Below are 20,887 nucleotides of genomic sequence, written 5' to 3'. Positions count from 1 at the left end.
GGATCACATTCGTGAGCTCCGGCGTAAAGCTTTCGTCATCATCCTCGATGTGTCCGGTCAGTGCCGGAGCGGTGCTGATTGATGCGCACCGCTCCGATGCGAGCCTGACTTACGCGGCCGACTTCGCCTTCTTGGCGAGGGCGGCGAGCAGCGTCTGCGCGGCCGGGCCGGAGGAGTGCGGATTCTGTCCCGTGATGAGCTGGCCCGCGCTGACGACGTGTACGCCCCAGTTCGCCGTTTTCGAGAAGACCGCGCCGAGCTTCAACATCTCGTCCTCCACGAGGAACGGCACGACATGGGTCAGGCCCACGTCCTCTTCCTCGCCGTTGGTGAAGCCGGTCACTTCCTTGCCCTCGACCAAAGGCTTGCCATCGGGCGTCTTGACGTGGCGCAGCGCACCGGTCGAGTGACACACCACCGCGATGGTCTTGCCCGCGGCGAGGAAGGATTCGATCAGCTTGACCGAGTCCTTGTCTTCGGCGACGTCCCACATCGGGCCGTGACCGCCGGGATAGAACAGCGTGTCGAACTCTTCCTGCTTGACGCTGTCGAGGCGCACCGTCTTGTCGAGCTGGGCTTCAGCGGCAGCGTCCGCCTCGAAGCGTAGCGTCAGGTCAGTGCGGAACTCGGGCTCGTTGCTCTTGGGATCGAGTGGCGGCCGGCCGCCCTTGGGCGAAGCCAGCGTGATCTCCGCGCCGGAATCCTTGAACACGTAGTAGGGGGCGGCGAGCTCCTCGAGCCAGAACCCGGTCTTGCGTCCGGTGTTGCCGAGCTGGTCGTGGGAGGTGATAACCATAAGAATCTTCATGACGATCTCCTTGAGTGCGTTCGCTGCAATGACGCATTCCCTCGTGGTGGAGGTGCGCCGGCCTCGGTCTCGTTCGAGCGCAACACTTGTTCGTTGCTCGTGAGCCCAATGTTGCACCCAAGGCCGCGTGTTAGCTCGTTATGTATTGTTAGGCGTTGAGAGCAGTGAACGGTTCCCGCTCTCGCGCGTCGCCACCGCTATTCGAACACGGCGTCGAAGATCTCGACGTCCATCAGCACGGGCTTGGCGATCACGCTTCCATCAGGCCGCAGCGTCTGCACACGCCGCAATGTCGGCACGACGATGCCGCCGAAGCTGTCATGGGCCCAGGAATAATGTGCGACCTTGTTTCCGAACAGATCGTGATCCGTCCGCCGCTGCAGGGCGTTCTCGTCGAAGTAGAAGATCTGCTCGGGCGCGAGCGTGATCAGGTTCGGCGGGAACTGCGCGCGCAGCCGACGCCACGTGTCAGCGTTTTCGCGCCACGGCGGAAGCTCCTCCGTGACGACGTCGGGATGGGCGAGCAGAAATGGGTTGGTTAGATAATTCCAGATCGCAACGCCGCAGAAGAAGACGAGGTGCAGTTCGTCCGCGAGCGCAGGAGAGCCGGTCTCGGGAAATGCAGGGCTCGGGTTATCCCAGGTGCGCAGGACCTCACCCTCGAGGCTCTCGATCGTGATCGCGTCGGGTTGAAAGCAGCCGGAGTGTTCACCCCCGGTGATGCCGGTGAAGCGGACCGACTGGGCGCGGGTCGAGCCCTCCGCCGTCACGTCCTTGAATTCGCTGGCATGTCCGGCGCTGGAGAACAACGAGCCGCCGACGGAAAGGTGGAGCGTGAATCGGGTCAAGCTATTCCAGCGGGCCATACCGCCGCTGGCATCAATTACATCGTCAAGAAGCGCCATATCCCGCCATATCCACCGTGAAGTGCCACCACCATGGCGGGGCGGATGCGGCTTGGCGTGTTAGAAGTTGTTAGGACTTGCGAGCAGGTGCTTGGACGGTATCCCGTTGAAGATACTGTCAATTCAGCGTGCTCAGGAGCTCCCTGGCGGCCACGAGATCGCGGGTCTGGAGGCCTTCCTGGTATCGCGCGACGAGCGGGGCGAGCAGAGCGCGTGCTTCGCCCGCTTGTCCGGCCTGGCGCCAGACCCGGCCGAGGCTGATCGCCCCCCGCAGCTCCCAGCCGAGCGCGCACTGCCGGCGCGACAGATCGAGCGATTTCCGGAAGCAGCGCTCGGCCTCCGCGGTGTTTCCCGACCGGACGAGGATGTCGCCCTTGACCCGGAGCATCTCCGGCATGTCGAAGGATTCGCCATGATCTGGAATCTGCGCAATGGCATCATTGATCGTGCGCAGGGCCTCGTCCGGCTGGTTCTCCGCCACGAGGCCCTCCGCCAGCGCCGTCGCAAACACCGTCGTCATGATCCGGTGCCGCGTCGCGTACAGCGTGGCCTGGCTGCGGCGTAGATGCTCGATCCCGCCGGCGGTGTCGCCGCGGCGAAGCATGAGCTCGCCCTTCTGGCCGATGCCGACGGCGTGATAGGGACCGAGGAAGTGCCGCGCCGAATGATCGATCAGCCGCTCGATCAGGATTTCGGCATTGGCCCAGTCGCCGACCCAGAGGAACACGTAGATCGTCCAGATCAGGGAGATGCCGAGGGTGAGGGGTTGTTCGAGCAGTTCGGCCTCGCGAACGGTGTATCTCGCCGCCTCGATCGCGCGATCGGGCCGGCCGGTGAGCCAGAGCCCGCGCGCCAGCGCGACCAGCGCGACGATGCGGTCGTCATAACCGAGATGCCCGATGTTCAGCCGCTGCGAGCCGGGATTGTGCACCATCGCGCTCTCGCAGAACTGCACGGCCTTGTCCTGATTGCCGATCAGATGGTGCGCGACGCCCAGCATCCATTCCACGTTCAGCGCGGCGGCCGGATCATTCAGCTTGCGCGCAACGCTCTCGCCCTGCTCGCCGGTGCCGAGCGCGCCGTGAAAATCCCCGACCCTGGTCAGGTAGATGTGCAATCCGCGCAGCAGCCAGAGCTGCCAGTGCAGATCCTCGAGATCCCGCGCAAGCTGAAGACTGCGTGTGAACGCCGACCGGACCGCCTCGGTATTGCCCTGCGTGAACATCACGGAGACGCCGAGCGCGGCCTGCAACGTCATCTCCTGGCGGCGGTCGATCGAATTCGTATCGAGAGAGACCAGCGCCTGCTTCGTCCAGCGATAGCACTCCGTCAGCAATGTCAGTTCGAGGAAAAACTGGGCCGCCGAAGCCGCCAGATCCACGCCGATCGTTCGGTTGGCGCTATCCGAAAAGCTCCAGGTCAGCGCGGCCCTGACATTGGGCAAATGGTCGGCATAGGGAAGGAAGCCGCCCGCGGTCTGCATGCCCGTGGATTTGAGCGCGATGTCGCGCAGGAAGTCGCGGAAATATTCGGCGTGAGCGCGCGCGACACGGGGCGCTTCGCCGTTCTCGACGAGCTTCGCGCCGACGAAGGCGCGGGTGGTGTCGAGCAGACGATAGCGCAGCCGCCGCTCCGCGGGTGAGGTTGCGATCAGCGATTTGGAGAGCAGGTTCGAGATCGCCTCGACCGCCTCGGGCTCGCTGATGCCCTGGCTGAACGCAACGGCGAGCGCGGCCTCCATCGTGAATGGCCCGACGAACACCGACAAGCCGCGCAGCGTCGCGCTTTCGGCTGCCGGCAACAGATCATAGCTCCAAGCGAGCGCCGCGCTCAGGGTCTGGTGCCGCGGGATCGCGGTACGGCGTCCCCGCCACAGCAGCGCGAAGCGGCTGTCGAGCAGCGAGGCGGTTCCGGCAATGCCATAGGCGTTCACGCGTCCGGCGGCGAGCTCGATCGCGAGCGCGATGCCGTCCAGTCGCCGGCAGATCTCGGCGACAAGCGGTGCATCCTCCTCGCTCAGTTCGAATTCGCCCAGGCTCTCGGCAATGCGTTCCACGAAGAGCTGGCTTGCGGGATAGGCAAGGATGTCGGCGATGCCGAGCCCGTCGCGCTGGGGCGGACAGTCCAGCGGAAACAGCCGGTGGACGCGTTCGCCTTCGGTGCGAAAGGATTCGCGGCTGGTGGCGAGAATATGCAGCTCGGGCGCCTCCTGGACGATGTGCTCGGCCAGCGGCGCAAGCTCGTCGATGATGTGCTCACAGCTGTCGAAGATCAGCAGCATCCGACGGTTGCGCAGCACCGTCAGCAGGCCCGGCATCGGGTCCTCGGAATTGACGGTCAGGCCGAGCGTGGCGGCGATGGTGCTTGGAACGAGCCTGGCATCCGTCAGCGCGCCGAAATCAACGAAGTTGACCTGACCGTTGAAGGCCTGGAGCTCGCGATGCGCGACGGCGAGCGCGACGGAAGTCTTGCCAATCCCGCCAGGGCCGACAATTGTCACGAAGCGATGCTGCGCAAGCTCGGTGGAAATCCGCTCGACCGCGTCGTCTCGTCCGATCATCCTGGCAAGCGGCGGCGGGAGTATGTGAGGCGACGGGACGGCCGGGCCTGTCCGCTTCTCCGGCGATTCGGACCGGACCAGCGGGCCCGCGAAGCAATAGCCACGGCCGGGCACGTTGACGACATAGCGGGAGCCTTCGCCGGCATCCCCCAAAGCCTTGCGCAGCGTCGTGATGTGGAAGCGCAGGCTGCCTTCATCGACCGTCACGTCGGCCCAGACGCGCTTGATCAACTCACGCTTGTCGATGACCTCGCCGGCGCGCTCGACGAGAAAAATGAGAATATCGAGTGCGCGGCCGCCGAGGTGAAGCGGAGCGCCGTCCTTCTCGAGCAGGCGCGACCTTGCGTACAGCCGGAATGGCCCGAAGGAAATCGCCGCATCCTGGTCGTTAGTGTCCACCACGCGCCAATGAATCCAGTGAAGGGGCTGTTGTCCGCATCCTGATCTAGCAGAACGAGGTCATGAGTAAACTGGTCGAAAGTGGCGAAATCGCGCGGCAAGTCATTCGGCCGCACCGGGATGATGCGTGACAAATTTCGCTTAAACGCGAGCGGCTTGGGAAGCGATCGGAACGACCCGTCAGCGTGCTTGACCGTCGAGAGGACGGTCTGGCCGCCAACTTGTGCCGCCGATCATAACAAAATCTTGCAACGTCTAACGAGCAAAACGCGCGCGGTGCATCCAGTATACGCTTCGAGTTAGGTCCTAGATCCAACGGGGAGGCTATCATGTCCGCTATCGGCTTGGAGACGAGCGACCATTTCGTTCGTTCTCAGCACATTGCCAGCCTTGATGATCAGTCGCGTGATTGGGAACTCGTGCTGCGGGAATCCCACCATCGGATGAAGAACACGCTGACGCTGCTGGGTGCGTCAGTCCGCCGCGACTTCTCGCGGCCGGGCACCAGGGACATGTCGGGCGCGGTGGACCGGTTCGAGCAGCGCATCGTCGCGTTCGGCAGGCTCTATCAGCTTTTGTCCGACAGCGACAGTCTGACCGCCGTCTCCGTCGAGGCCTTCTTCGAAAACCTGTGCGAGGCGCTCTCCGAGGCAGTGCTGGAACCGGCCGGCATCCGCTGCGAGGCAGCGATCGAGAGCGGGGCGCTGCCGGCATCGCAGTGTCATCGGCTGGCGTTGATGCTGACGGAGCTGGTCACGAATGCCGCCAAACATGCCTTCCCGAACAGGAACGATGCGCTGATCCGGATCGAAATGGCCAACCGCGACGGCGCCTGGCTCTGCACGGTGGCTGACAACGGCATCGGCGCGACCGGTCCGCTTCAGGGCACCGGCAGCCGCATCCTTGAAGGGCTCGCACGCAGTATCGACGCGCGGTTGCAGGGCGAGGCGAGCCAGGGCGGCACACGCGTGACGATCGTGATGCCCACTGCCGCTTGAAGCTCGCTTCAATTTCAACTCAGGGAGTTCGACATGGCCGGCACCGAAATCGACCGCGACGCCGCGGCCGGGTCTCCGAACACATCTTCGACATCGCGTGGCGTTGATCTGAAGCTCGAGATCGTCGTCATCCCCGTGTCGGATGTCGACCGCGCCAAGGCGTTCTACACGCGCCTCGGCTGGCGATTGGACGCCGATTTTGCCTCAGGTGACGAATGGCGCGTGATCCAGTTCACGCCGCCGGGTTCGGCCTGTTCGGTGATCTTCGGCAAGAACGTCACACCGGCAGCGCCCGGTTCGGCGCGCGGGCTGTACCTGATCGTCTCCGATCTGGCGGCGGCGCGACAGGATCTGCTCGACCGCGGCATCGCGGTGAGCGCACCATTCCATGGTGCGGGCGACGTTCACGCCGGTCCGGACGAGCCGTATCTGTTCGGCAGCGTCCGGGTCAGCGGTGCTGACCCGGAGCGCGGCAGCTACAGCTCGTTTGCCTCGTTCAGCGATCCCGACGGTAATGGCTGGCTGTTCCAGGAGGTCACGACGCGACTGCCTGGACGCATCGCGGGTGACGGCACGACGTTTGCCTCAACGGCCGATCTGGCCGCAACCCTGCGACGTGCCGCTGTCGCGCATGGTGAGCACGAGAAGCGCATCGGCGGACACGACGAGAACTGGGCGGATTGGTACGCCGACTACATCGTCCGCGAGCAGGCCGGTCAACCGCTGCCCTCCTGAGTTGTAATGAACACATCGCCTGAATTCACAGACAGGGCGCGCGCCGATTGAACTCGTCGCGCGCCGAGTTGCTTCTGCATCGCGCGCATCGTCATCGTCGCTCGCTCTCCTGCATCCCGCGGACTCGCAACGGCTAACGCGGCCTAACAACCGATAACGAGCTAATTGCCAGGACCTGCGCCAATCTCTCTTCACGACGAACCAACGCGTCGATTTCGAATTCGGTTGGCGTCACCGACCAAAGCCAGGGAGATCCGACATGACAACGCAAGCACGAGCCGACATACTCAATCCCGACCGCCGTCAATTGCTGAGCCAGGCCGCAATGACCGCGGTTGCCGCCAGCGTGGCGAGCCTGCTGCCGCTGCGTCCGGCAAAGGCCGCTGCAAGCGGCGCCATCCGCCCGTTCCGCGTCAGCGTGCCCGAAGAAGATCTGCTTGACCTCCGCCGCCGCCTCGCAGCGACACGCTGGCCCGATCGCGAGATCGTCGCCGACCAATCGCAGGGCGTGCAGCTCACGACGCTTCAGCAGCTCGTGCGGTACTGGCAGAACGACTACGACTGGCGGAAGATGGAAGCGCGGCTGAACGCCTTGCCGCAATTCGTCACCGAGATCGACGGCGTCGACATCCACTTCATTCACATCCGCTCCCGCCACGAGAATGCGCTGCCGATGGTCGTCACGCATGGCTGGCCCGGCTCGATCATCGAGCAGATGAAGATCGTCGGCCCGCTCACCGATCCCACCGCGCATGGCGCGAAGGCTGCGGATGCATTCGACCTGGTGATCCCCTCGCTTCCCGGCCACGGCTTCTCCGGCAAGCCGACGGAGCTCGGCTGGGATCCCCAGCGCATCGCGCGTGCCTGGATCTTGCTGATGAAGCGCCTCGGCTACAACCGCTACGTGGCGCAGGGCGGCGATTGGGGCAATGCCGTCACGGAGCAGATGGCGGTGATCGCGCCGCCGGAGCTGCTCGGCATTCACACCAATATGCCCGCCACCGTTCCCGATGATATCGCCAAGGCGCTTCAGCCCGGCGGGACGCGGCCGTCAAACCTCTCGGCCGACGAGCGCATTGCCTACGACCAGCTCGACGATTTCTACAAGCACGGCCTCGGTTACGCGATCGAGATGTCGAACCGGCCGCAGACGCTCTATGGCCTCGTCGACTCGCCGGCCGGCCTTGCGTCCTGGATGCTCGATCACGACGCACGCAGTGCTGCGATGATCGCGCGGGTGTTCGACGGCAAGACCGAAGGCCTGTCGCGGGACGACGTGATCGACAACATCACGCTCTACTGGCTCACCAACACCGCGGTGTCGTCGGCGCGGCTCTACTGGGAGAACAAGCTGGTGTTCTTCGCGCCTAAGCACATCAAGATCCCGGTCGCCGTCAGCGTGTTCCCTGACGAGATCTATGCCGCGCCGCGCAGCTGGGCCGAGAAGGCCTATCCGAAGCTGATGCACTACAACCGCCTCGACAAGGGCGGCCACTTCGCAGCCTGGGAGCAGCCCGCGCTGTTCTCTGCGGAAATGCGCACCGCCTTCCGCCCGCTGCGCCAGTCGATCTGAACCGAGCAGGGGACGCGCGCTGCCGTGCGTCCCTTTTCGAACACACCACACCAGGAGTGCCAACAATGAACCGCCCCGTACAGATCTTCACCACCGAGGACATTCGCCTGGAGCGTCGCCTGCCGACATACTGGCGCGTCACCTTCGACATGCCGCCGGTGAACATCTTCGGCCCAAAGCACCTTCCGCTGCTCAACGACATCATCACCGCAATTGAGACCGATCCGGACGTGAAGGTCGTCGTATTCGACAGCGCCGTCGAAGGCTTCTTCATCACGCATTACGACTTTCTGGCGCCGCTTGAGGACTCGCTTCGCGTTCCGCCCGGGCCGACCGGCCTTCAGGCGCTGCCCGACATGCTGGTGCGCCTCAGCCGCGCGCCGGTCGTCTCCATTGCCTCGATCCGGGGCCGTGCGACCGGCGTCGGCAGCGAGCTCGCGCTGGCCAGCGACATGCGCTTTGCCAGCCGCGAGAAGGCGATCCTGTCGCAATGGGAGGTCGGCGCGGGACTCGTGCCCGGCGGCGGGCCGATGGCCCGGTTGCCGCGGTTGATGGGCCGAGGCCGTGCGCTCGAAGTGTTGCTCGGTGCCGATGACATCCACGGCGATCTCGCCGAGCGTTACGGCTACGTGAACCGTTCGCTGCCGGATGCCGATCTCGACGGCTTCGTCGAGGCGCTCGCCATGCGCATTGCGTCGTTCGACACGGAGGCCATCGCCGAGACCAAGCGTCTTGTCGATGTTGCGAGCCTGCCGCCGGATGCCGAGATCAAGCCGGAGTGGGACGCGTTCCTGGCCGCGCTCGGCCGTCCCGCCAGCCAGACCCGCATCAAGGCGCTGATGGCGCGCGGTTTCCACCGCGCTGGCGACGTCGAGAACCGGCTTGGCTTCCATGTGGGTCAAATCAGCGGCTAACGGAACCGCTGTGGCGTTCGGCCGGTTGGAGGGGTGACAGGCGGTCGTGCCAATGTCGCTTTCCTCCGCTACCGAGCGCCGGTGCTAAAAACCAACCTGAAAACCAACAAGGAGAATTGAGATGATCCGCAAGGCAACAGCAGTCTGGAAGGGCACCGGTCGCGACGGCACCGGCAATCTCTCAAGCGAATCCGGCGTGCTCGCCGGGACGCCCTATTCGTTCAAGACCCGCTTCGAGAACGAGAAGGGCACCAATCCCGAGGAGTTGATCGCCGCAGCCCATGCCGGTTGCTTTACCATGGCACTGGCCTTCGGCCTTCAGCTCGCCGGCTTCACGCCGGACGAGCTGTCGACGGAAGCCGCCATCACGCTCGAGCCGGAAGGCAAGGGCTTCAAGATCAGCAAGTCGGCACTGACGCTTCGCGCCAAGGTGCCGAACCTTGACGACGCAGGTTTCGCCAAGATCGCCGGCGAGGCCGAGAAGAACTGTCCGGTGTCGAAGGTGCTCAACGCCGCGATCACGCTCGACGCCAAATTGACCTGATCCAACACAGGGAGCGGTGCCATGTCTCGCCAAGATCTGTCTCGCCAAGATCCGCCTCGCCAGCATCAGCCGGATGAAGACAGGTTCCGGGCGATTTTGCCCGAGGACATCGCTTGGCAACCGTTCCCTGCGTTCCCGCCGGGCGCGCGACTGGCCGTGATGGTCGGCCATCCCAGCGAACCCGGACCTTACGTGGTCCGGGTGAAGGTGCCCGGGGGCACAAAACTGATGCCGCACAAGCATCCGGAAGATCGCATCTACACGGTCATGTCGGGTGTGTTCTACATCGGACTCGGCGAGCGTTTTGATGGCGACCAGGTGAAAGCCTATCCGCCGGGCAGCGTCATCGTGCTGCCCGGCGAGACCTGGCATTTTCACTGGGCGAAGTCCGGCGAATACGTCACACAGGTCTCCGCCATCGGGCCCCTGGGCCTCGAATATCACGATGACCATGATGACCCGCGCTTGCATCCGGCAGCGGACAAGCGCTGACTATCTCGACGAAACGAATGGAGCATCAGATGACGACAGAGCGCGCAGTTTTGGCCGGAGGCTGTTTCTGGGGCATGCAGGATCTGGTCCGCAGGCAACCGGGGGTGATCTCCACCCGTGTCGGTTACACCGGCGGGCATGTGAAGAACGCCACCTATCGCAATCACGAGGGCCACGCCGAGGCCATCGAGATCATCTTCAATCCCGCCAAGACGAGCTTCCGGACCATGCTGGAGTTTTTCTTCCAGATCCACGATCCCACCACGCTCAACCGCCAGGGCAATGATCTGGGCACGAGCTACCGCTCGGCAATCTTCTATACGAGTGACGAGCAGAAGCGGGTTGCGGAAGACACCATCGCCGATGTCGAGGCGTCAGGTCTTTGGCCCGGCAAGGTGGTGACCGAGGTTGCGCCCGCAGCTGAGTTCTGGGAAGCCGAGCCGGAGCATCAGGATTATCTCGAGCGCTATCCCGATGGCTACACCTGCCACTTCATCCGGCCCGACTGGAAGCTGCCAAGGCGCGCGGCCGCCGTGGGAGGTTAGCCGGATTGTCGCGCACGGCCGCCGAGGGCCTTTTGACGAGGAGTGCAAATGTGCGAACTCCCCTCATCGTACGATCACGAGAATTCCTCGCGGCTCAATGCGCCTCCGGCCGACGTCGGCAGATCACGGTCACCGCCTTGCGGGCAATCTCCCTCAGATCGGCGCGGCGTGCGCCGGCCCGTGCGCGGATGGCGATCGTCTGCATCGTGGCGGCGGCAAGGATCGCAAGTGCAGCCGGATCGGCCTCGCGATCTAGCTCGCCCTTGTCCTGCGCCAGGCGGAAGCGGGCCTCGAAATCGGCATCGATCGTCCGCAGTCCCGTCGCAACGCTGCTCCGGATCGCCGCATCGTCGGCGACTTCGGTCACCGCGGTACCGACCACGAAGCAGCCACGCGCTGATCCCTTGCCGGAAAAGTAGATCGACAGCGCCGCGTCATAGGCCAGCATCAGCGCTTCGTCCAAGGGATGGTCCCCTGCGAGAGCCTCGCGCGTTGCCGCGAGGCTGATCTCCCAATAGCGCGCCAACGCCTCGAGATAGAGCGCGTGCTTGTTGCCGAACACCGCGTAGAGGCTCGGTGGACTCATGCCGGTCGCGGCCGCGACCTTGTCCAGGGACGTGCCGGAATAGCCCGTCCTCCAGAACGTTTCCGTGGCCCGCTTGAGGGCCGTCTCGGTGTCGTAGGCGGGTGGCCGTCCCCGGCGCGCCGGCCCCGTCTCGCTTTTTTTCCGTGCCATGTCGTCCGAACCTGGTTGCCATGTTCCACACGTATATTTGTATGGATCGTTATAAAAATCAATGGCCGCGCGGCTTGATCGCCGCATCGGGGTACAATATTTGTAACGAACGTTAGTAAATGAGATAAGGACGAGGACGATGGGTTTGAACTTTGCGCCAATCGCCGGCTGGCTGGGCGATCGCAGCTTCCGCGGGAGCGAGGCTGCTGCGCCGTTGTTCGGAGCGGATCTTGCCAGGCGGCTGCGCCGGCCCCTGATGCTCGTGGTGCCCGCCGCGGCTGCCGTGTTCGGCGCCTTCATGTATCTGGCGCAGGAACAATTTGTCTCGACCGACGATGCGTTCGTGCGCGCCGCGAAAGTCACCATCAACGCGCGGGTGTCGGGCCAGGCGGTCGAGATCGCCGTGCGCGACAATGAGCGCGTCCGGCAGGGCCAGGTCCTGTTTCGAATTGACCCGGAGCCCTACCAGATCGCCGTCGATCAGGCCGAAGCCCGGCTCGGCAGCGCGCGGCTCCAGATCGACTCCCTCAAGGCGACCTACCGCCAGCAGCAGGCGGAGCTGCAATCGGCGAAGGACTCGGCCTCGTTCGACGAGCGCGAGTTCGACCGCAAGAGGATGCTGGTCGCCTCCGACTTCACACCGCGCGCGGTCTACGAGCGGGCCGAGACCGATCTCAAGGTCGCGCGCCATCGGATGGCATCGATCGAACAGCAGATCGCCAATACGGTCGTCGCGCTCAACGGCGACCCCGACATCGATGTCGACCGCCACCCGACGGTCCGCGCGGCCAGGGCGCAGCTCGATCGCGCGCGGCTCGACCTCTCCTACGCCACGGTGAAGGCGCCCGACGACGGTATCGTGACCAAGGTCGACGATCTGCAGATCGGCGGCTTCGTCAACGCAGGCGCGCCCACGTTCTCGCTGATGTCGAGCCGAGACGTCTGGATCGAGGCGAATTTTCGTGAGACGGGCCTGACCCACATGCGGCCGGGCCAGGAGGCGACGATCGACGTCGACGCCTATCCGGATCGAAAATTCAAGGCGCATATCGTCAGCATGAGTCCCGGCACCGGCTCGGACTTTTCGATCCTGCCACCGGAGAATGCGACTGGGAATTGGGTCAAGGTCGTGCAGCGGCTGCCGGTGCGCCTCGAGCTCGACGATCCCGATCCGGCCCGGCCACTGTTCTCCGGCATCAGCGTGACGGCGCGGGTCGACACCGGCCATCGTCGCAACTGGCTGCATCTGCTCCAGCCTGCGCTCGCGACGGAGGTCAAATGAGTACGCCCCTCCCATCGACCGCGACCGGCGGTCATCATGCAATCTCGACGGCCGCCCTGATGGCGACCTATATGCAGGCCGTCAACATTTCGATACCGAACGCCGCGCTGCCGCACATCCAGGCCACGCTCTCGATGGCCAATGACGAGGTCGGCTGGGTGTTCTCCTCGTATATCGCTGCAAGCGCCGTGACCATGTCGATCACGCAATGGCTCGCGGGACGCTACGGCCGCAAGGCGGTCTATCAGACAGCCCTTGCCGTCTTCACGCTTGGTCTTGTCCTCGACACACTGGCGACGACGTCGATCCAGTTCGTGCTGGCGCGGATTCTCCAGGGCGCGGCGAGCGGACCACTTGCGCCGCTCTCATTGGCGATTCTGCTCGAGGCGACGCCGGCGGCGCGGCAAGCGCGCATGGGCCTGGCATTGACGGTCTGCTCGCTGCTCGGCATCAGCACCGGCCCCGCTCTTGGTGGCTGGCTCAGCGAATATTACGGCTGGCCGTCGATCTTCTATGTCAGCCTGCCCATGACGGCCTTCATAGCCCTGACGATGGCCCTGTTGCTGGGCGAGAAGCGGGCAGAGCGGAGCCAGCCCTTCGACGTCTTCGGCCTGACGACCTTCTCCGCCGGCATGATCGGGCTGCAGATGCTGCTGGATCGCGGCGAGCGCCTCGAATGGTTCGCCTCGACGGAGATCTGGGTCGAAGCGATCGCCTCGGTCCTGGGATTCTATCTCTTCATCGTGCACGTTCTGACGAAGAAGGAACATTTTCTCCGCACGGCGCTGTTCAGGGATCGCAATCTCGTCCTCTCGACGGTGATCTCCTTTGCGCTCGGCTTCGTCCTGCTGCCGACATTGGCATTGACGTCCCCGATGCTGGAGGAGTTGCTCAACTACCCTGTCGACACCACCGGCTACATGAGCATTCCACGCGGCGTGGCGCTGGTGGGAGCGCTCGTGCTGACGAGCCTGGTTCCGAGACAGGTCGACTACCGGCCGTTCCTCATGGGTGGAATGGCGCTGGTGGTCTATGCCAACTGGCTGATGCTCGGCTATTCGCCGGCGATGGATTGGCGGCCGGTCGTCGAAGCAGGTTTCCTCCAGGGCGCTGGTCTCGGCATGTTGTTGCCGGCGCTGGTGAGGGCCGCGTTCGGAACGCTCGATCCGAAGCTTCGCCCTGAAGGCAGTGCGCTGATCAACCTGTCGCGCCTTTATGGCAGCACCATCGGCATCGCGGTGGTCCAGCTCTTCTTCTATGCCAACACCCAGGCCGTGCATATCGCGCTCGCCAAGCATCTCACGCCTTATCGTGTCGCGGCGAATGTCACGGGCCCGATCGGGAAGTCAGGTCTCGCCGCCCTCAACGGCATGGTTACGCGCCAGGCGGCCACGGTTGCGGTCATCGATCAGTTCGAGATCCTGATGTTCGCCATGCTCGTCGTGATCCCGCTGGTGTTCTTTCTTCGTAAGCCGCGTCCCGTCGGCTAACGCCGGAGAGTCGTGAAAAAGTGTCCGCAACCTCGATCGCTTCGTCCGCATCGCGCGGCCAGCAGTCAACAAGGAGTATTACCATGACGACCTCCGATTCACTTCGTTACACGAGAATTCCCACGCATGAGTCCGTGACGATTCCCGCAGTCGGATTTGGCACGCTCATTCCGGATCCGCTCGTGACCAGGCAGGCGACCAGGGCTGCATTGGAGGCCGGATTTCGACATCTCGATTGTGCCGAGCGCTATCGCAACGAAGCGACCGTCGGCGACGCGATGCAGGATGCGTTCAGGGCAGGCACGCTTCGGCGCCAGGACCTGTTCGTTACGACGAAGCTATGGAACACCAATCATCGGCCGGAGCGGGTCAGGCCTGCCTTCGACGCCAGTCGCCGGCGGCTGCAACTCGACGAGATCGATTGCTACATCATCCATACCCCTTTCGCCTTTCAACCCGGCGACGAGCAGGACCCGAGGGATGCGAGCGGTCATGTGATCTACGATTCAGGCGTGACGCTGGCGGAGACATGGGGGGCACTGGAGCGCCTCGTCGACGAGGGGCACTGCAAGTCGATCGGGCTGTCGGACATCACCTTGGAGAAGCTGCGCGAGATCGTCGAGGTCGCGCGGATCAGGCCCGCCATGGTGCAGGTCGAATCGCATCCGTACCTGCCCGAATGGGAGCTGCTCGACTTCTGTCGGGAGCATGGAATTGTCCTGCAGGCGTTTGCCGCGCTGGGACACGCGATGAAGCCGAACCTCCTCGCTGACCCCGTGATCACCGCCATCGCGGAACGCCTGCACAAGACGCCGGCTCAAGTCGCCCTGGCCTGGGCCGTCCAGCGCGGCACGGCTTTCCTGACGACCTCAACCAATCCTCGGCGGATCGACGAAAACTTCGATATTTCGACGCTGCCTGAAGACGCCATGCGGGAGATGCGGGACCACATCACGACGAATGTCCGCTTCAACACAGTGGTCGAGACCGGCGTGCCCGGATTCATTCCGCGGGCAGGATGAAGCGAGCGGTGTGGTACGAAGGCCGAAGGCCTTCGGCCGGCCTCGTCAAGTCCGGAGTTGCGCGATCAAATCGCGTGCGCTGCGGATATCGGCGATGCCGGCGCCCTCGCTGAACGCCCCGCATGCACGTTCGAGAATTGCCAGGGCCTCTGCATTCTGACCGGCTCCGATCATGAACCGCGCGAGGCTGATCGCACCGCGCAGCTCCCAGAACCGCGCGCCCTGCTGGTTGGCAATGTCCATGGCCTCGCGAAAGCGCGCCTCGGCGTCCCCCGCATGCCGCGGGCTCTTGAGCAACAATTCGCCCTTGATGCGCATCAGTTCCGGCAGATACCACAGCTCCTGCCGGTCGTTGCAGCGGGTCAGGACGTCCTCGATCACGTCGAGGCCACGGTCGACCTGGTGGGCCTCGCCGGAACATGCGGCGAGTTCGCCGAGCAGAGGAAGAAAGCGCGGCAGGAAACGCGCATCGCCGGCGCGATTGAGCTCTTCGCGCAGCAGCGGCAGGCCGGTTGCGACGTCGCCACGCCTTACGACGACCACCGCGTTGAAGGCCCGTGCCCACAGGCCCCACAGCCGGATGGCGTGGCGCTCGGTGTGTTCGAGCAGCTCGGCGCCGTGGCGCTCCGCGGCCTCGAAATCGCCGGACCAGAAGGCAATCGGGCAGGCGGCTTGCCCCAGCACGCTGCAGAAAGTCAGCGCGTGGCCGTTGGCGCGACCTTCCTCGATGTTTCGGGCGGCGAGCGCCTGGGCCTGATCGGCGAGGCCCTGAAGCCACAGGATGCGGGCCCGGAAATATTGCGTCGATATCCTGAGGTCGAGCGGGAAGATCTTCGGCTTCTCCGCCAGCACATGCAGCGACGCGTTCACGCGCTCGATGCGCAGCCGTGCGTCGTTCTGATCGCCGAGATAGTGCAGCGCCACCGCCATCAGCCGGTCGCCCAGCATGAGATCGGTCCTGTCCGACGAGTTCGCCGCTGCATTCGCAAACCGGTCGGCGAGCGCACGGGCCTTGCCGAACTGTCCGTTGTTGAACTGGTCGATGCACAAGCCCCAGAGCGCGCGCAGCCGGAAGTCCTTGTCGTCGAGCCTGTCAGCCAGCTCCAGGGTCGTCTCGAGGATCGGACGCGCCTCGCGGGCGCGGCCCTCGCCATACATCAGCGACCAGCCGAGCGCCGACAGGAGTTGCATGCGAATGCGATCATCGCCGCCGCTATCGCCGAGCGCGGTGAGCGCCGTCTTGGCGCGCTCGCGGCATTCGGCGAACAGGGACAGGCGGACCCAAAGCGTGACGGCAGCCGCCGTCAGCGCAATCCCGAGTGCGGCGTCGCCGTCGGGCCCGAAGGCCCAGTTCAATGCGGCGCGCACATTGTCCAGCTCCGCGCCATAGATGCTCAGCCATTCCGGCAGCGGCGTCGATGTATCGGCCTCCGCGCGCTCGAAGAAGTCGCGGAAATGCTCTGCATGACGGCGCGCGAACTGACCGGTCTCGCCGAGCTCGTTCAGCTTTCCATGCGCATAGGTGCGTGTGGTGTCGAGCAGGCGATAGCGCAGCGTTCGCGAGCCGGATGGCGAGATCAGCGATTTGGTGACGAGGCTGTCGATCGCCTCCAGCGTTTCGGACGTGCCGAGGCCGTCGCCGGCAGCCACCGCGGCAGCCGCCTCCGGCGCGAAGGGCCCGGCAAAGACCGACAGGCGTCGCAGCGTGGCACTCTCGGCGGGAGGTAGCAGATCGTAGCTCCAGTCGAGCGCCGCGGCGAGCGTCTGGTGTCGTGGCACGGCGGTGCGCCGACCCCGCCACTGCAACGAGAAGCGGCTGTCGAGCAGCGACGCCGTGCCGGCAATGCCATACGCATTGACACGGCCGGCCGCGAGCTCGATTGCGAGCGCAATGCCATCGAGGCGCCGGCAAATGCTCGCGACGAGCGGCGCTTCTTCCGCACTGAGCTGGAACGGACCCGAGCTCTGCGCAATGCGCTCGACGAAGAGCTGGGCCGCGGGGTAAGCGAGCACCTCGGCGACATCAAGGCCCTCGCGCTCCGGCGGGCAATCCAGCGGGAACAGGCGGAAAATCCTTTCGCCGTCGCTCCGGAACGACTCGCGGCTGGTAGCGAGAACGCGAAGCTGCGGTGCGTCGCGAACGATGCGCTCGACGAGCGGCGCCAACGCATCCAGCACATGCTCGCAGCTGTCGAAGATCAGCAGGGCTGGGCCGGTCTTCAGAAATGTCAGCAGGGCCGGCGTCGGATCCTCCGCGCTGATGGTCAGTCCCAGTGCGGAGGCGATGGTGGTCGCGATGTGGCTGGCATCCCTCAGTGGACCGAAGTCGACGAAGAATACGCGCCCGCCGAAATCCGCCGATCTGCGATGCCCGACGGTGACGGCGACGGCGGTCTTGCCGATGCCGCCGGGGCCGACCACCGTCATGAAGCGATGCAGCGAAAGCCCGTTCGATATCTTCTCGACGATCTCCTCCCGTCCGACCATTTTCGAGAGCGGCGAGGGAAGGGAACGGGGAGGTGCGATATTCACGGCGGGCTGAGCGGCCGGCGGGGCCGCGTGAGCGAGCGAGGCGACAAAGCAGTAGCCGCGGCCGGGCACATTGACGACATAACGGGCCGACTTGCCGGTATCGCCCAGCGCCTTGCGCAGTGCCGCGACGTGGAAGCGCAGGCTGCCCTCGTCGACATTGACGTCGGCCCAGATGCGCTTGACCAGCTCTCTCTTGTCGATGACTTCGCCGGGGCGCTCGGCGAGGAAGATCAGAATATCGAGCGCGCGGCCGCCGACGTGAAGCGGCGAGCCCTCCTTCTCCAAGAGCCGCGACTTCGGAAATAGTCGAAATGGCCCAAAAGAAATGGCCGAGTCTTCGGTACGATCTGGCACGCGCCATTGCCCCCGCAACGGGAGTCAAAATGTATTACTTTTTGGTCTATCAGAACGAGGCGTACAGTAAACTGGCCGAAAGCAGTGGGCAGAGCTGGTAGCCCTCCGCGCATGGCTTCGATCGGTCGGTCCGCCGAAATAACCCTTAAGAAGTAAAGGGTTATATTGACATGACAAGGCGATGACACCGGTGCTCTCACCCGGATGGCGCATTGACGGCGGTAGCAGATTGCTGAGACTGGATGGTTCGGGAGCCGGTCCCGCCTCGACAGTGACCACCGACTTCCGGAATTCGAACATGGCTTCCTTCTCGCGGCGACGATTCGTCCATGCGCTATCGGGCGCAGCGGCGCTGGCGGCCATCCCGCGCAGCGGACAAACCGCTGATTATCCGTCTCGTCCCATTCGCCTCGTGCTTCCGTATGGAGCCGGCGGAGCGGGGGACCAGATCGGGCGCCCCTGGGTGGACAAGATGTCATCGCTGCTTGGGCCGACCTTCGTGGAATATATCGGCGGTGCGGGCGGCGCGATCGGGGCTGCGACGGTCGCGCGCGAGGAGCCCGACGGCTATTCGCTGCTGCTCGGCAACGGCAGCACGCAGGTCATCATTCCCCTGACCTCGAAAAATCCCGGCTATTCCGTCGACGATTTTCGCGCCATCTATCGCCTGATCAACACCGCGCTGGTTTTCGCGGTCCATCCGTCGGTGCCTGCCGCGGATCTGCGTGAGCTGATCGCCTACGCTAGGGACAATCCGGGAAAATTGTCCTACGGGACACCAGGCATCGGCACTGGCAACCATCTGGTCGGCGAATCCTTCAAGCAGCAGGCCGGCGCGCTGGACATCGTCCACGTGCCGTATCGGGGCATTTCGCAGGCGACCAACGACCTCGCCGGTGGCCAGATATCGCTCGTCATCGGCGTCATGTCCGACCAGTTGAAGCAACTGGGCGAGGCCGGGAAGGTCAGGCTGCTGGCGGTCACCAGCGAAAAGCGGTTGAGCGGTGCGCCGGAGATTCCGACCGCGGTCGAATCCGGCATGCCGGATCTCCGCTATGAGGGCTGGTTCGGCATCTTCGCACCCAGGCACACCGACGATGCGATCGTCGACCGGATCGCGCAGGCGACGCTGGTCGCGATGGCCGATCCGGCGATGCAAGCAAACTACCGTGCCCAGGGCATCGAGCCCGACATCGATTCGAGTCCCGACAAATTCCAGCGCATCATCGACGCGACGACGGCAAGCCTGGCGCCCGTGATCAAGTCGATCGGGCTGAGCAATTTGTGAGGCCGCTCAGGCCTCCACGCGCGACGTCTGCCGGCCCTCCGCCGTGACCATGCGCGCCGACAGCGCGACGAGACACATCAGCGCGGCCAGCAGCCAGAACGCTGTCGGCAATCCGCCAAGCCGTGCGACGAAGCCGACGCCGGCGGGACCGATGAGGATGCCCGCGTAGCCTGCGGTCGTGATGGCGGCGACGGCGAGCCCCGTGGGCATCACAGTCTGCCTGGCCGCCCGGCGGAACAGCACCGGCACGAGGTTCGATGCACCGAGGCCGATCAGCAGGAAGCCGCCGATGGCGACAGCCGCTACGGGCGCCCTGAGCAGGACTACGAAGCCCGCGATCGCAATGATGCTGCCCCAGAACAATGTCGCGCGATCCCCGATGCGTGCGACGACGGCGTCGCCGCCGAGCCGCCCCGCGGTCATCGCGATCGAGAACACGATGTAGCCGATCCCGCCTTGCACTTCCGAGACGAGGCCGGCGCCGATGACGAGCAGCGCGCCCCAATCGAGCATCGCGCCCTCGACGAGGAAAGTGATAGCGGCGAGCAGAGCCAGCAGGAGCACGGAGCCATGCGGCAGCACGAAGAGCGGTCCGTCCTGCACCTGCACCGAACGAAGCAGGCGCGGCCAGGCCGCCAGCATCGTGACCAGCATCAGCACGGAGCAGATCAGCGTGCAGGCGAGCGCGCCGAGTTGCAACGAGAGCAGCGCAGTCATCAAGGCGGATCCCGCGAAGCCGCCGATGCTGAACAGCGCGTGGAAGCCGGACATCAGCGGGCGGCCCGCGTCGCGCTCCACCTCGACCGCATGAATGTTCATGGCGACGTCGATGGAGCCGAGCGCGGCGCCGAAAGCGAACAGGGCCAGCGCCAGCGTTGCAGGCGAGCTCGCGATCGCCAGCAGGGGCAGCGCCAGGGCCAGACCGAGTCCGCCCGCGATGATGATCGGCTTGCTGCCGTAGCGCGCGCTCATGACTCCGGTCAGAAGCATCGCGACGACCGAGCCGATGCCGAGGCTGAGCAGGAGCAATCCAAGAACGCCGTCATCGACGCCGAGCCGCGTCTTTGCGAACGGCACCAGCGGCGCCCAGCATGCGATGCCGAAGCCCGCGACGAGAAAGGCGAGCCGCGTCGCGAGGCGCGTTGCCGGACGGTCGGCAGAATGCATGGGAACTCCGGGGAAGCAGGGCGGGGGCGATCGACAAGCCCTGAGATTGCCGCGCCTTTATGTCCGAGGCGTGCTCGAATTGTCGCAGATAGTGCTCAAGAACGGCGCGACGTCAACCTGGGTTCCGAAGCGTGTTGCGTTCGGGACGATATTCGTAAGCGCGCCGCCGGATTCGCGAGCGCGCCGCCGGGCCCGGCCGTCGGGCAAAACACCGGGTCATTCCGATCTGCGCCGGTGTCAAGCCGCGCTTGCAAGAATATTCCACTTTACCGAAATTCGGAAATGGCGTATGTGTCGTCCATCCCGGCTCACCAAGAGGGGCGATCTTGTGTCGTCACTGTCGCGAGCCGGGCTTGCGGTGGACGCGACAGCGTCGGGCGCGAGAGGTTAAGGGCAGGGCGGATTGCTCTCCGTGAGCCCAAAACTTCGTGCTGGATGAGCGGCGCTGTCAGGTTCGTCTCGTCTGTAAGTTTCCGGCTCTGTCGACAGGGCTGGAAAAACTGCGACGAAATGGCGGGCCGTGCGTACGGCAAAACCGTGTCG

Annotated in this window: 17 protein-coding genes; 11 read left to right on the top strand and 6 right to left on the bottom strand. The window is 64.7% G+C overall.

Annotated elements, in window-relative coordinates:
• Nucleotides 1–109: 109 nt before the first annotated feature.
• From ABIB95_RS20960 to ABIB95_RS20950, 3 genes are all read right to left on the bottom strand, one after another.
• On the bottom strand, nucleotides 110–808 hold the full coding sequence (locus ABIB95_RS20960; protein WP_354241710.1) for a type 1 glutamine amidotransferase domain-containing protein: 699 nt from the start codon (nucleotides 806–808) through the stop codon (nucleotides 110–112).
• Nucleotides 809–1,005: 197 nt separating this feature from the next.
• Nucleotides 1,006–1,713, bottom strand: a complete 708-nt coding sequence (locus ABIB95_RS20955; protein WP_071911486.1) for a hypothetical protein — start codon at nucleotides 1,711–1,713, stop codon at nucleotides 1,006–1,008.
• A gap of 118 nt (nucleotides 1,714–1,831) precedes the next feature.
• Nucleotides 1,832–4,675, bottom strand: a complete 2,844-nt coding sequence (locus ABIB95_RS20950; RefSeq protein ID WP_354241707.1) for an ATP-binding protein — start codon at nucleotides 4,673–4,675, stop codon at nucleotides 1,832–1,834.
• A gap of 326 nt (nucleotides 4,676–5,001) precedes the next feature.
• Between ABIB95_RS20950 and ABIB95_RS20945 the strand changes: the two genes are divergently transcribed.
• From ABIB95_RS20945 to msrA, 7 genes are all read left to right on the top strand, one after another.
• Nucleotides 5,002–5,670 carry a sensor histidine kinase gene (locus ABIB95_RS20945; RefSeq protein WP_354241705.1) on the top strand — a complete coding sequence of 223 codons (669 nt, stop codon included), beginning with the start codon at nucleotides 5,002–5,004 and terminating at the stop codon, nucleotides 5,668–5,670.
• A 33-nt stretch (nucleotides 5,671–5,703) separates the two neighbouring features.
• A complete protein-coding gene (locus ABIB95_RS20940; protein ID WP_354241702.1) occupies nucleotides 5,704–6,405 on the top strand; it encodes a VOC family protein in 702 nt (233 codons plus the stop codon).
• A 259-nt stretch (nucleotides 6,406–6,664) separates the two neighbouring features.
• A complete protein-coding gene (locus tag ABIB95_RS20935; protein ID WP_354241699.1) occupies nucleotides 6,665–7,978 on the top strand; it encodes an epoxide hydrolase family protein in 1,314 nt (437 codons plus the stop codon).
• Between the two features lie 65 nt (nucleotides 7,979–8,043).
• Nucleotides 8,044–8,892: an enoyl-CoA hydratase/isomerase family protein gene (locus ABIB95_RS20930; RefSeq protein ID WP_354241696.1), complete on the top strand. Its 849-nt coding sequence runs from the start codon at nucleotides 8,044–8,046 to the stop codon at nucleotides 8,890–8,892.
• A gap of 121 nt (nucleotides 8,893–9,013) precedes the next feature.
• The gene (locus ABIB95_RS20925) at nucleotides 9,014–9,436 is read left to right on the top strand and encodes an OsmC family protein (protein ID WP_166343305.1); all 423 of its coding nucleotides are present in this window, start codon (nucleotides 9,014–9,016) and stop codon (nucleotides 9,434–9,436) included.
• A gap of 21 nt (nucleotides 9,437–9,457) precedes the next feature.
• Complete coding sequence (locus ABIB95_RS20920) at nucleotides 9,458–9,928, top strand: cupin domain-containing protein (RefSeq protein ID WP_354241693.1); 471 nt, start codon at nucleotides 9,458–9,460, stop codon at nucleotides 9,926–9,928.
• 29 nt (nucleotides 9,929–9,957) lie between these two features.
• Nucleotides 9,958–10,473, top strand: a complete 516-nt coding sequence (gene msrA / locus ABIB95_RS20915) for a peptide-methionine (S)-S-oxide reductase MsrA (protein ID WP_283017274.1) — start codon at nucleotides 9,958–9,960, stop codon at nucleotides 10,471–10,473.
• Nucleotides 10,474–10,567: 94 nt separating this feature from the next.
• On the opposite strand, the gene ABIB95_RS20910 is transcribed toward msrA, so the two are convergent.
• Complete coding sequence (locus ABIB95_RS20910; RefSeq protein WP_354241691.1) at nucleotides 10,568–11,209, bottom strand: TetR/AcrR family transcriptional regulator; 642 nt, start codon at nucleotides 11,207–11,209, stop codon at nucleotides 10,568–10,570.
• Between the two features lie 139 nt (nucleotides 11,210–11,348).
• Between ABIB95_RS20910 and ABIB95_RS20905 the strand changes: the two genes are divergently transcribed.
• From ABIB95_RS20905 to ABIB95_RS20895, 3 genes are all read left to right on the top strand, one after another.
• The gene (locus ABIB95_RS20905; protein ID WP_354241688.1) at nucleotides 11,349–12,491 is read left to right on the top strand and encodes an HlyD family secretion protein; all 1,143 of its coding nucleotides are present in this window, start codon (nucleotides 11,349–11,351) and stop codon (nucleotides 12,489–12,491) included.
• The gene (locus ABIB95_RS20900; RefSeq protein WP_354241686.1) at nucleotides 12,488–13,981 is read left to right on the top strand and encodes an MDR family MFS transporter; all 1,494 of its coding nucleotides are present in this window, start codon (nucleotides 12,488–12,490) and stop codon (nucleotides 13,979–13,981) included. Before ABIB95_RS20905 ends, ABIB95_RS20900 begins: the two co-directional genes overlap by 4 nt.
• Before the next feature lie 83 nt (nucleotides 13,982–14,064).
• Nucleotides 14,065–15,003, top strand: a complete 939-nt coding sequence (locus ABIB95_RS20895; RefSeq protein WP_354241683.1) for an aldo/keto reductase — start codon at nucleotides 14,065–14,067, stop codon at nucleotides 15,001–15,003.
• A gap of 45 nt (nucleotides 15,004–15,048) precedes the next feature.
• Here ABIB95_RS20895 and ABIB95_RS20890 read toward each other — a convergent pair whose 3' ends face one another.
• Nucleotides 15,049–17,889, bottom strand: a complete 2,841-nt coding sequence (locus ABIB95_RS20890; protein ID WP_354241680.1) for an ATP-binding protein — start codon at nucleotides 17,887–17,889, stop codon at nucleotides 15,049–15,051.
• 298 nt (nucleotides 17,890–18,187) lie between these two features.
• Here ABIB95_RS20890 and ABIB95_RS20885 point away from each other — a divergent pair, with 298 nt between their 5' ends.
• Nucleotides 18,188–19,177 (top strand): Bug family tripartite tricarboxylate transporter substrate binding protein, encoded by a 990-nt coding sequence (locus ABIB95_RS20885; protein WP_354241677.1) that lies wholly within the window; start codon nucleotides 18,188–18,190, stop codon nucleotides 19,175–19,177.
• A 6-nt stretch (nucleotides 19,178–19,183) separates the two neighbouring features.
• On the opposite strand, the gene ABIB95_RS20880 is transcribed toward ABIB95_RS20885, so the two are convergent.
• Nucleotides 19,184–20,344 (bottom strand): MFS transporter, encoded by a 1,161-nt coding sequence (locus ABIB95_RS20880; protein ID WP_354241674.1) that lies wholly within the window; start codon nucleotides 20,342–20,344, stop codon nucleotides 19,184–19,186.
• Nucleotides 20,345–20,887: the final 543 nt, after the last annotated feature.

The sequence above is a fragment of the Bradyrhizobium sp. LA2.1 genome (genome assembly GCF_040547725.1).
GTDB lineage: Bacteria > Pseudomonadota > Alphaproteobacteria > Rhizobiales > Xanthobacteraceae > Bradyrhizobium > Bradyrhizobium barranii.
Note: the sequence above shows the minus strand (reverse complement) of the source record. Positions and strands in the feature narration are given on the sequence as shown.

Coding starts and splice junctions, on each gene's coding strand:
- ABIB95_RS20910 (WP_354241691.1), bottom strand. CDS start 11,209: ATGGCACGGAAAAAAAGCGAGACGGGGCCGGCGCGCCGGGGACGGCCA.
- ABIB95_RS20955 (WP_071911486.1), bottom strand. CDS start 1,713: ATGGCGCTTCTTGACGATGTAATTGATGCCAGCGGCGGTATGGCCCGC.
- ABIB95_RS20945 (WP_354241705.1), top strand. CDS start 5,002: ATGTCCGCTATCGGCTTGGAGACGAGCGACCATTTCGTTCGTTCTCAG.
- ABIB95_RS20905 (WP_354241688.1), top strand. CDS start 11,349: ATGGGTTTGAACTTTGCGCCAATCGCCGGCTGGCTGGGCGATCGCAGC.
- ABIB95_RS20960 (WP_354241710.1), bottom strand. CDS start 808: ATGAAGATTCTTATGGTTATCACCTCCCACGACCAGCTCGGCAACACC.
- ABIB95_RS20920 (WP_354241693.1), top strand. CDS start 9,458: ATGTCTCGCCAAGATCTGTCTCGCCAAGATCCGCCTCGCCAGCATCAG.
- ABIB95_RS20930 (WP_354241696.1), top strand. CDS start 8,044: ATGAACCGCCCCGTACAGATCTTCACCACCGAGGACATTCGCCTGGAG.
- msrA (WP_283017274.1), top strand. CDS start 9,958: ATGACGACAGAGCGCGCAGTTTTGGCCGGAGGCTGTTTCTGGGGCATG.
- ABIB95_RS20940 (WP_354241702.1), top strand. CDS start 5,704: ATGGCCGGCACCGAAATCGACCGCGACGCCGCGGCCGGGTCTCCGAAC.
- ABIB95_RS20900 (WP_354241686.1), top strand. CDS start 12,488: ATGAGTACGCCCCTCCCATCGACCGCGACCGGCGGTCATCATGCAATC.
- ABIB95_RS20895 (WP_354241683.1), top strand. CDS start 14,065: ATGACGACCTCCGATTCACTTCGTTACACGAGAATTCCCACGCATGAG.
- ABIB95_RS20885 (WP_354241677.1), top strand. CDS start 18,188: ATGGCTTCCTTCTCGCGGCGACGATTCGTCCATGCGCTATCGGGCGCA.
- ABIB95_RS20935 (WP_354241699.1), top strand. CDS start 6,665: ATGACAACGCAAGCACGAGCCGACATACTCAATCCCGACCGCCGTCAA.
- ABIB95_RS20880 (WP_354241674.1), bottom strand. CDS start 20,344: ATGCATTCTGCCGACCGTCCGGCAACGCGCCTCGCGACGCGGCTCGCC.
- ABIB95_RS20925 (WP_166343305.1), top strand. CDS start 9,014: ATGATCCGCAAGGCAACAGCAGTCTGGAAGGGCACCGGTCGCGACGGC.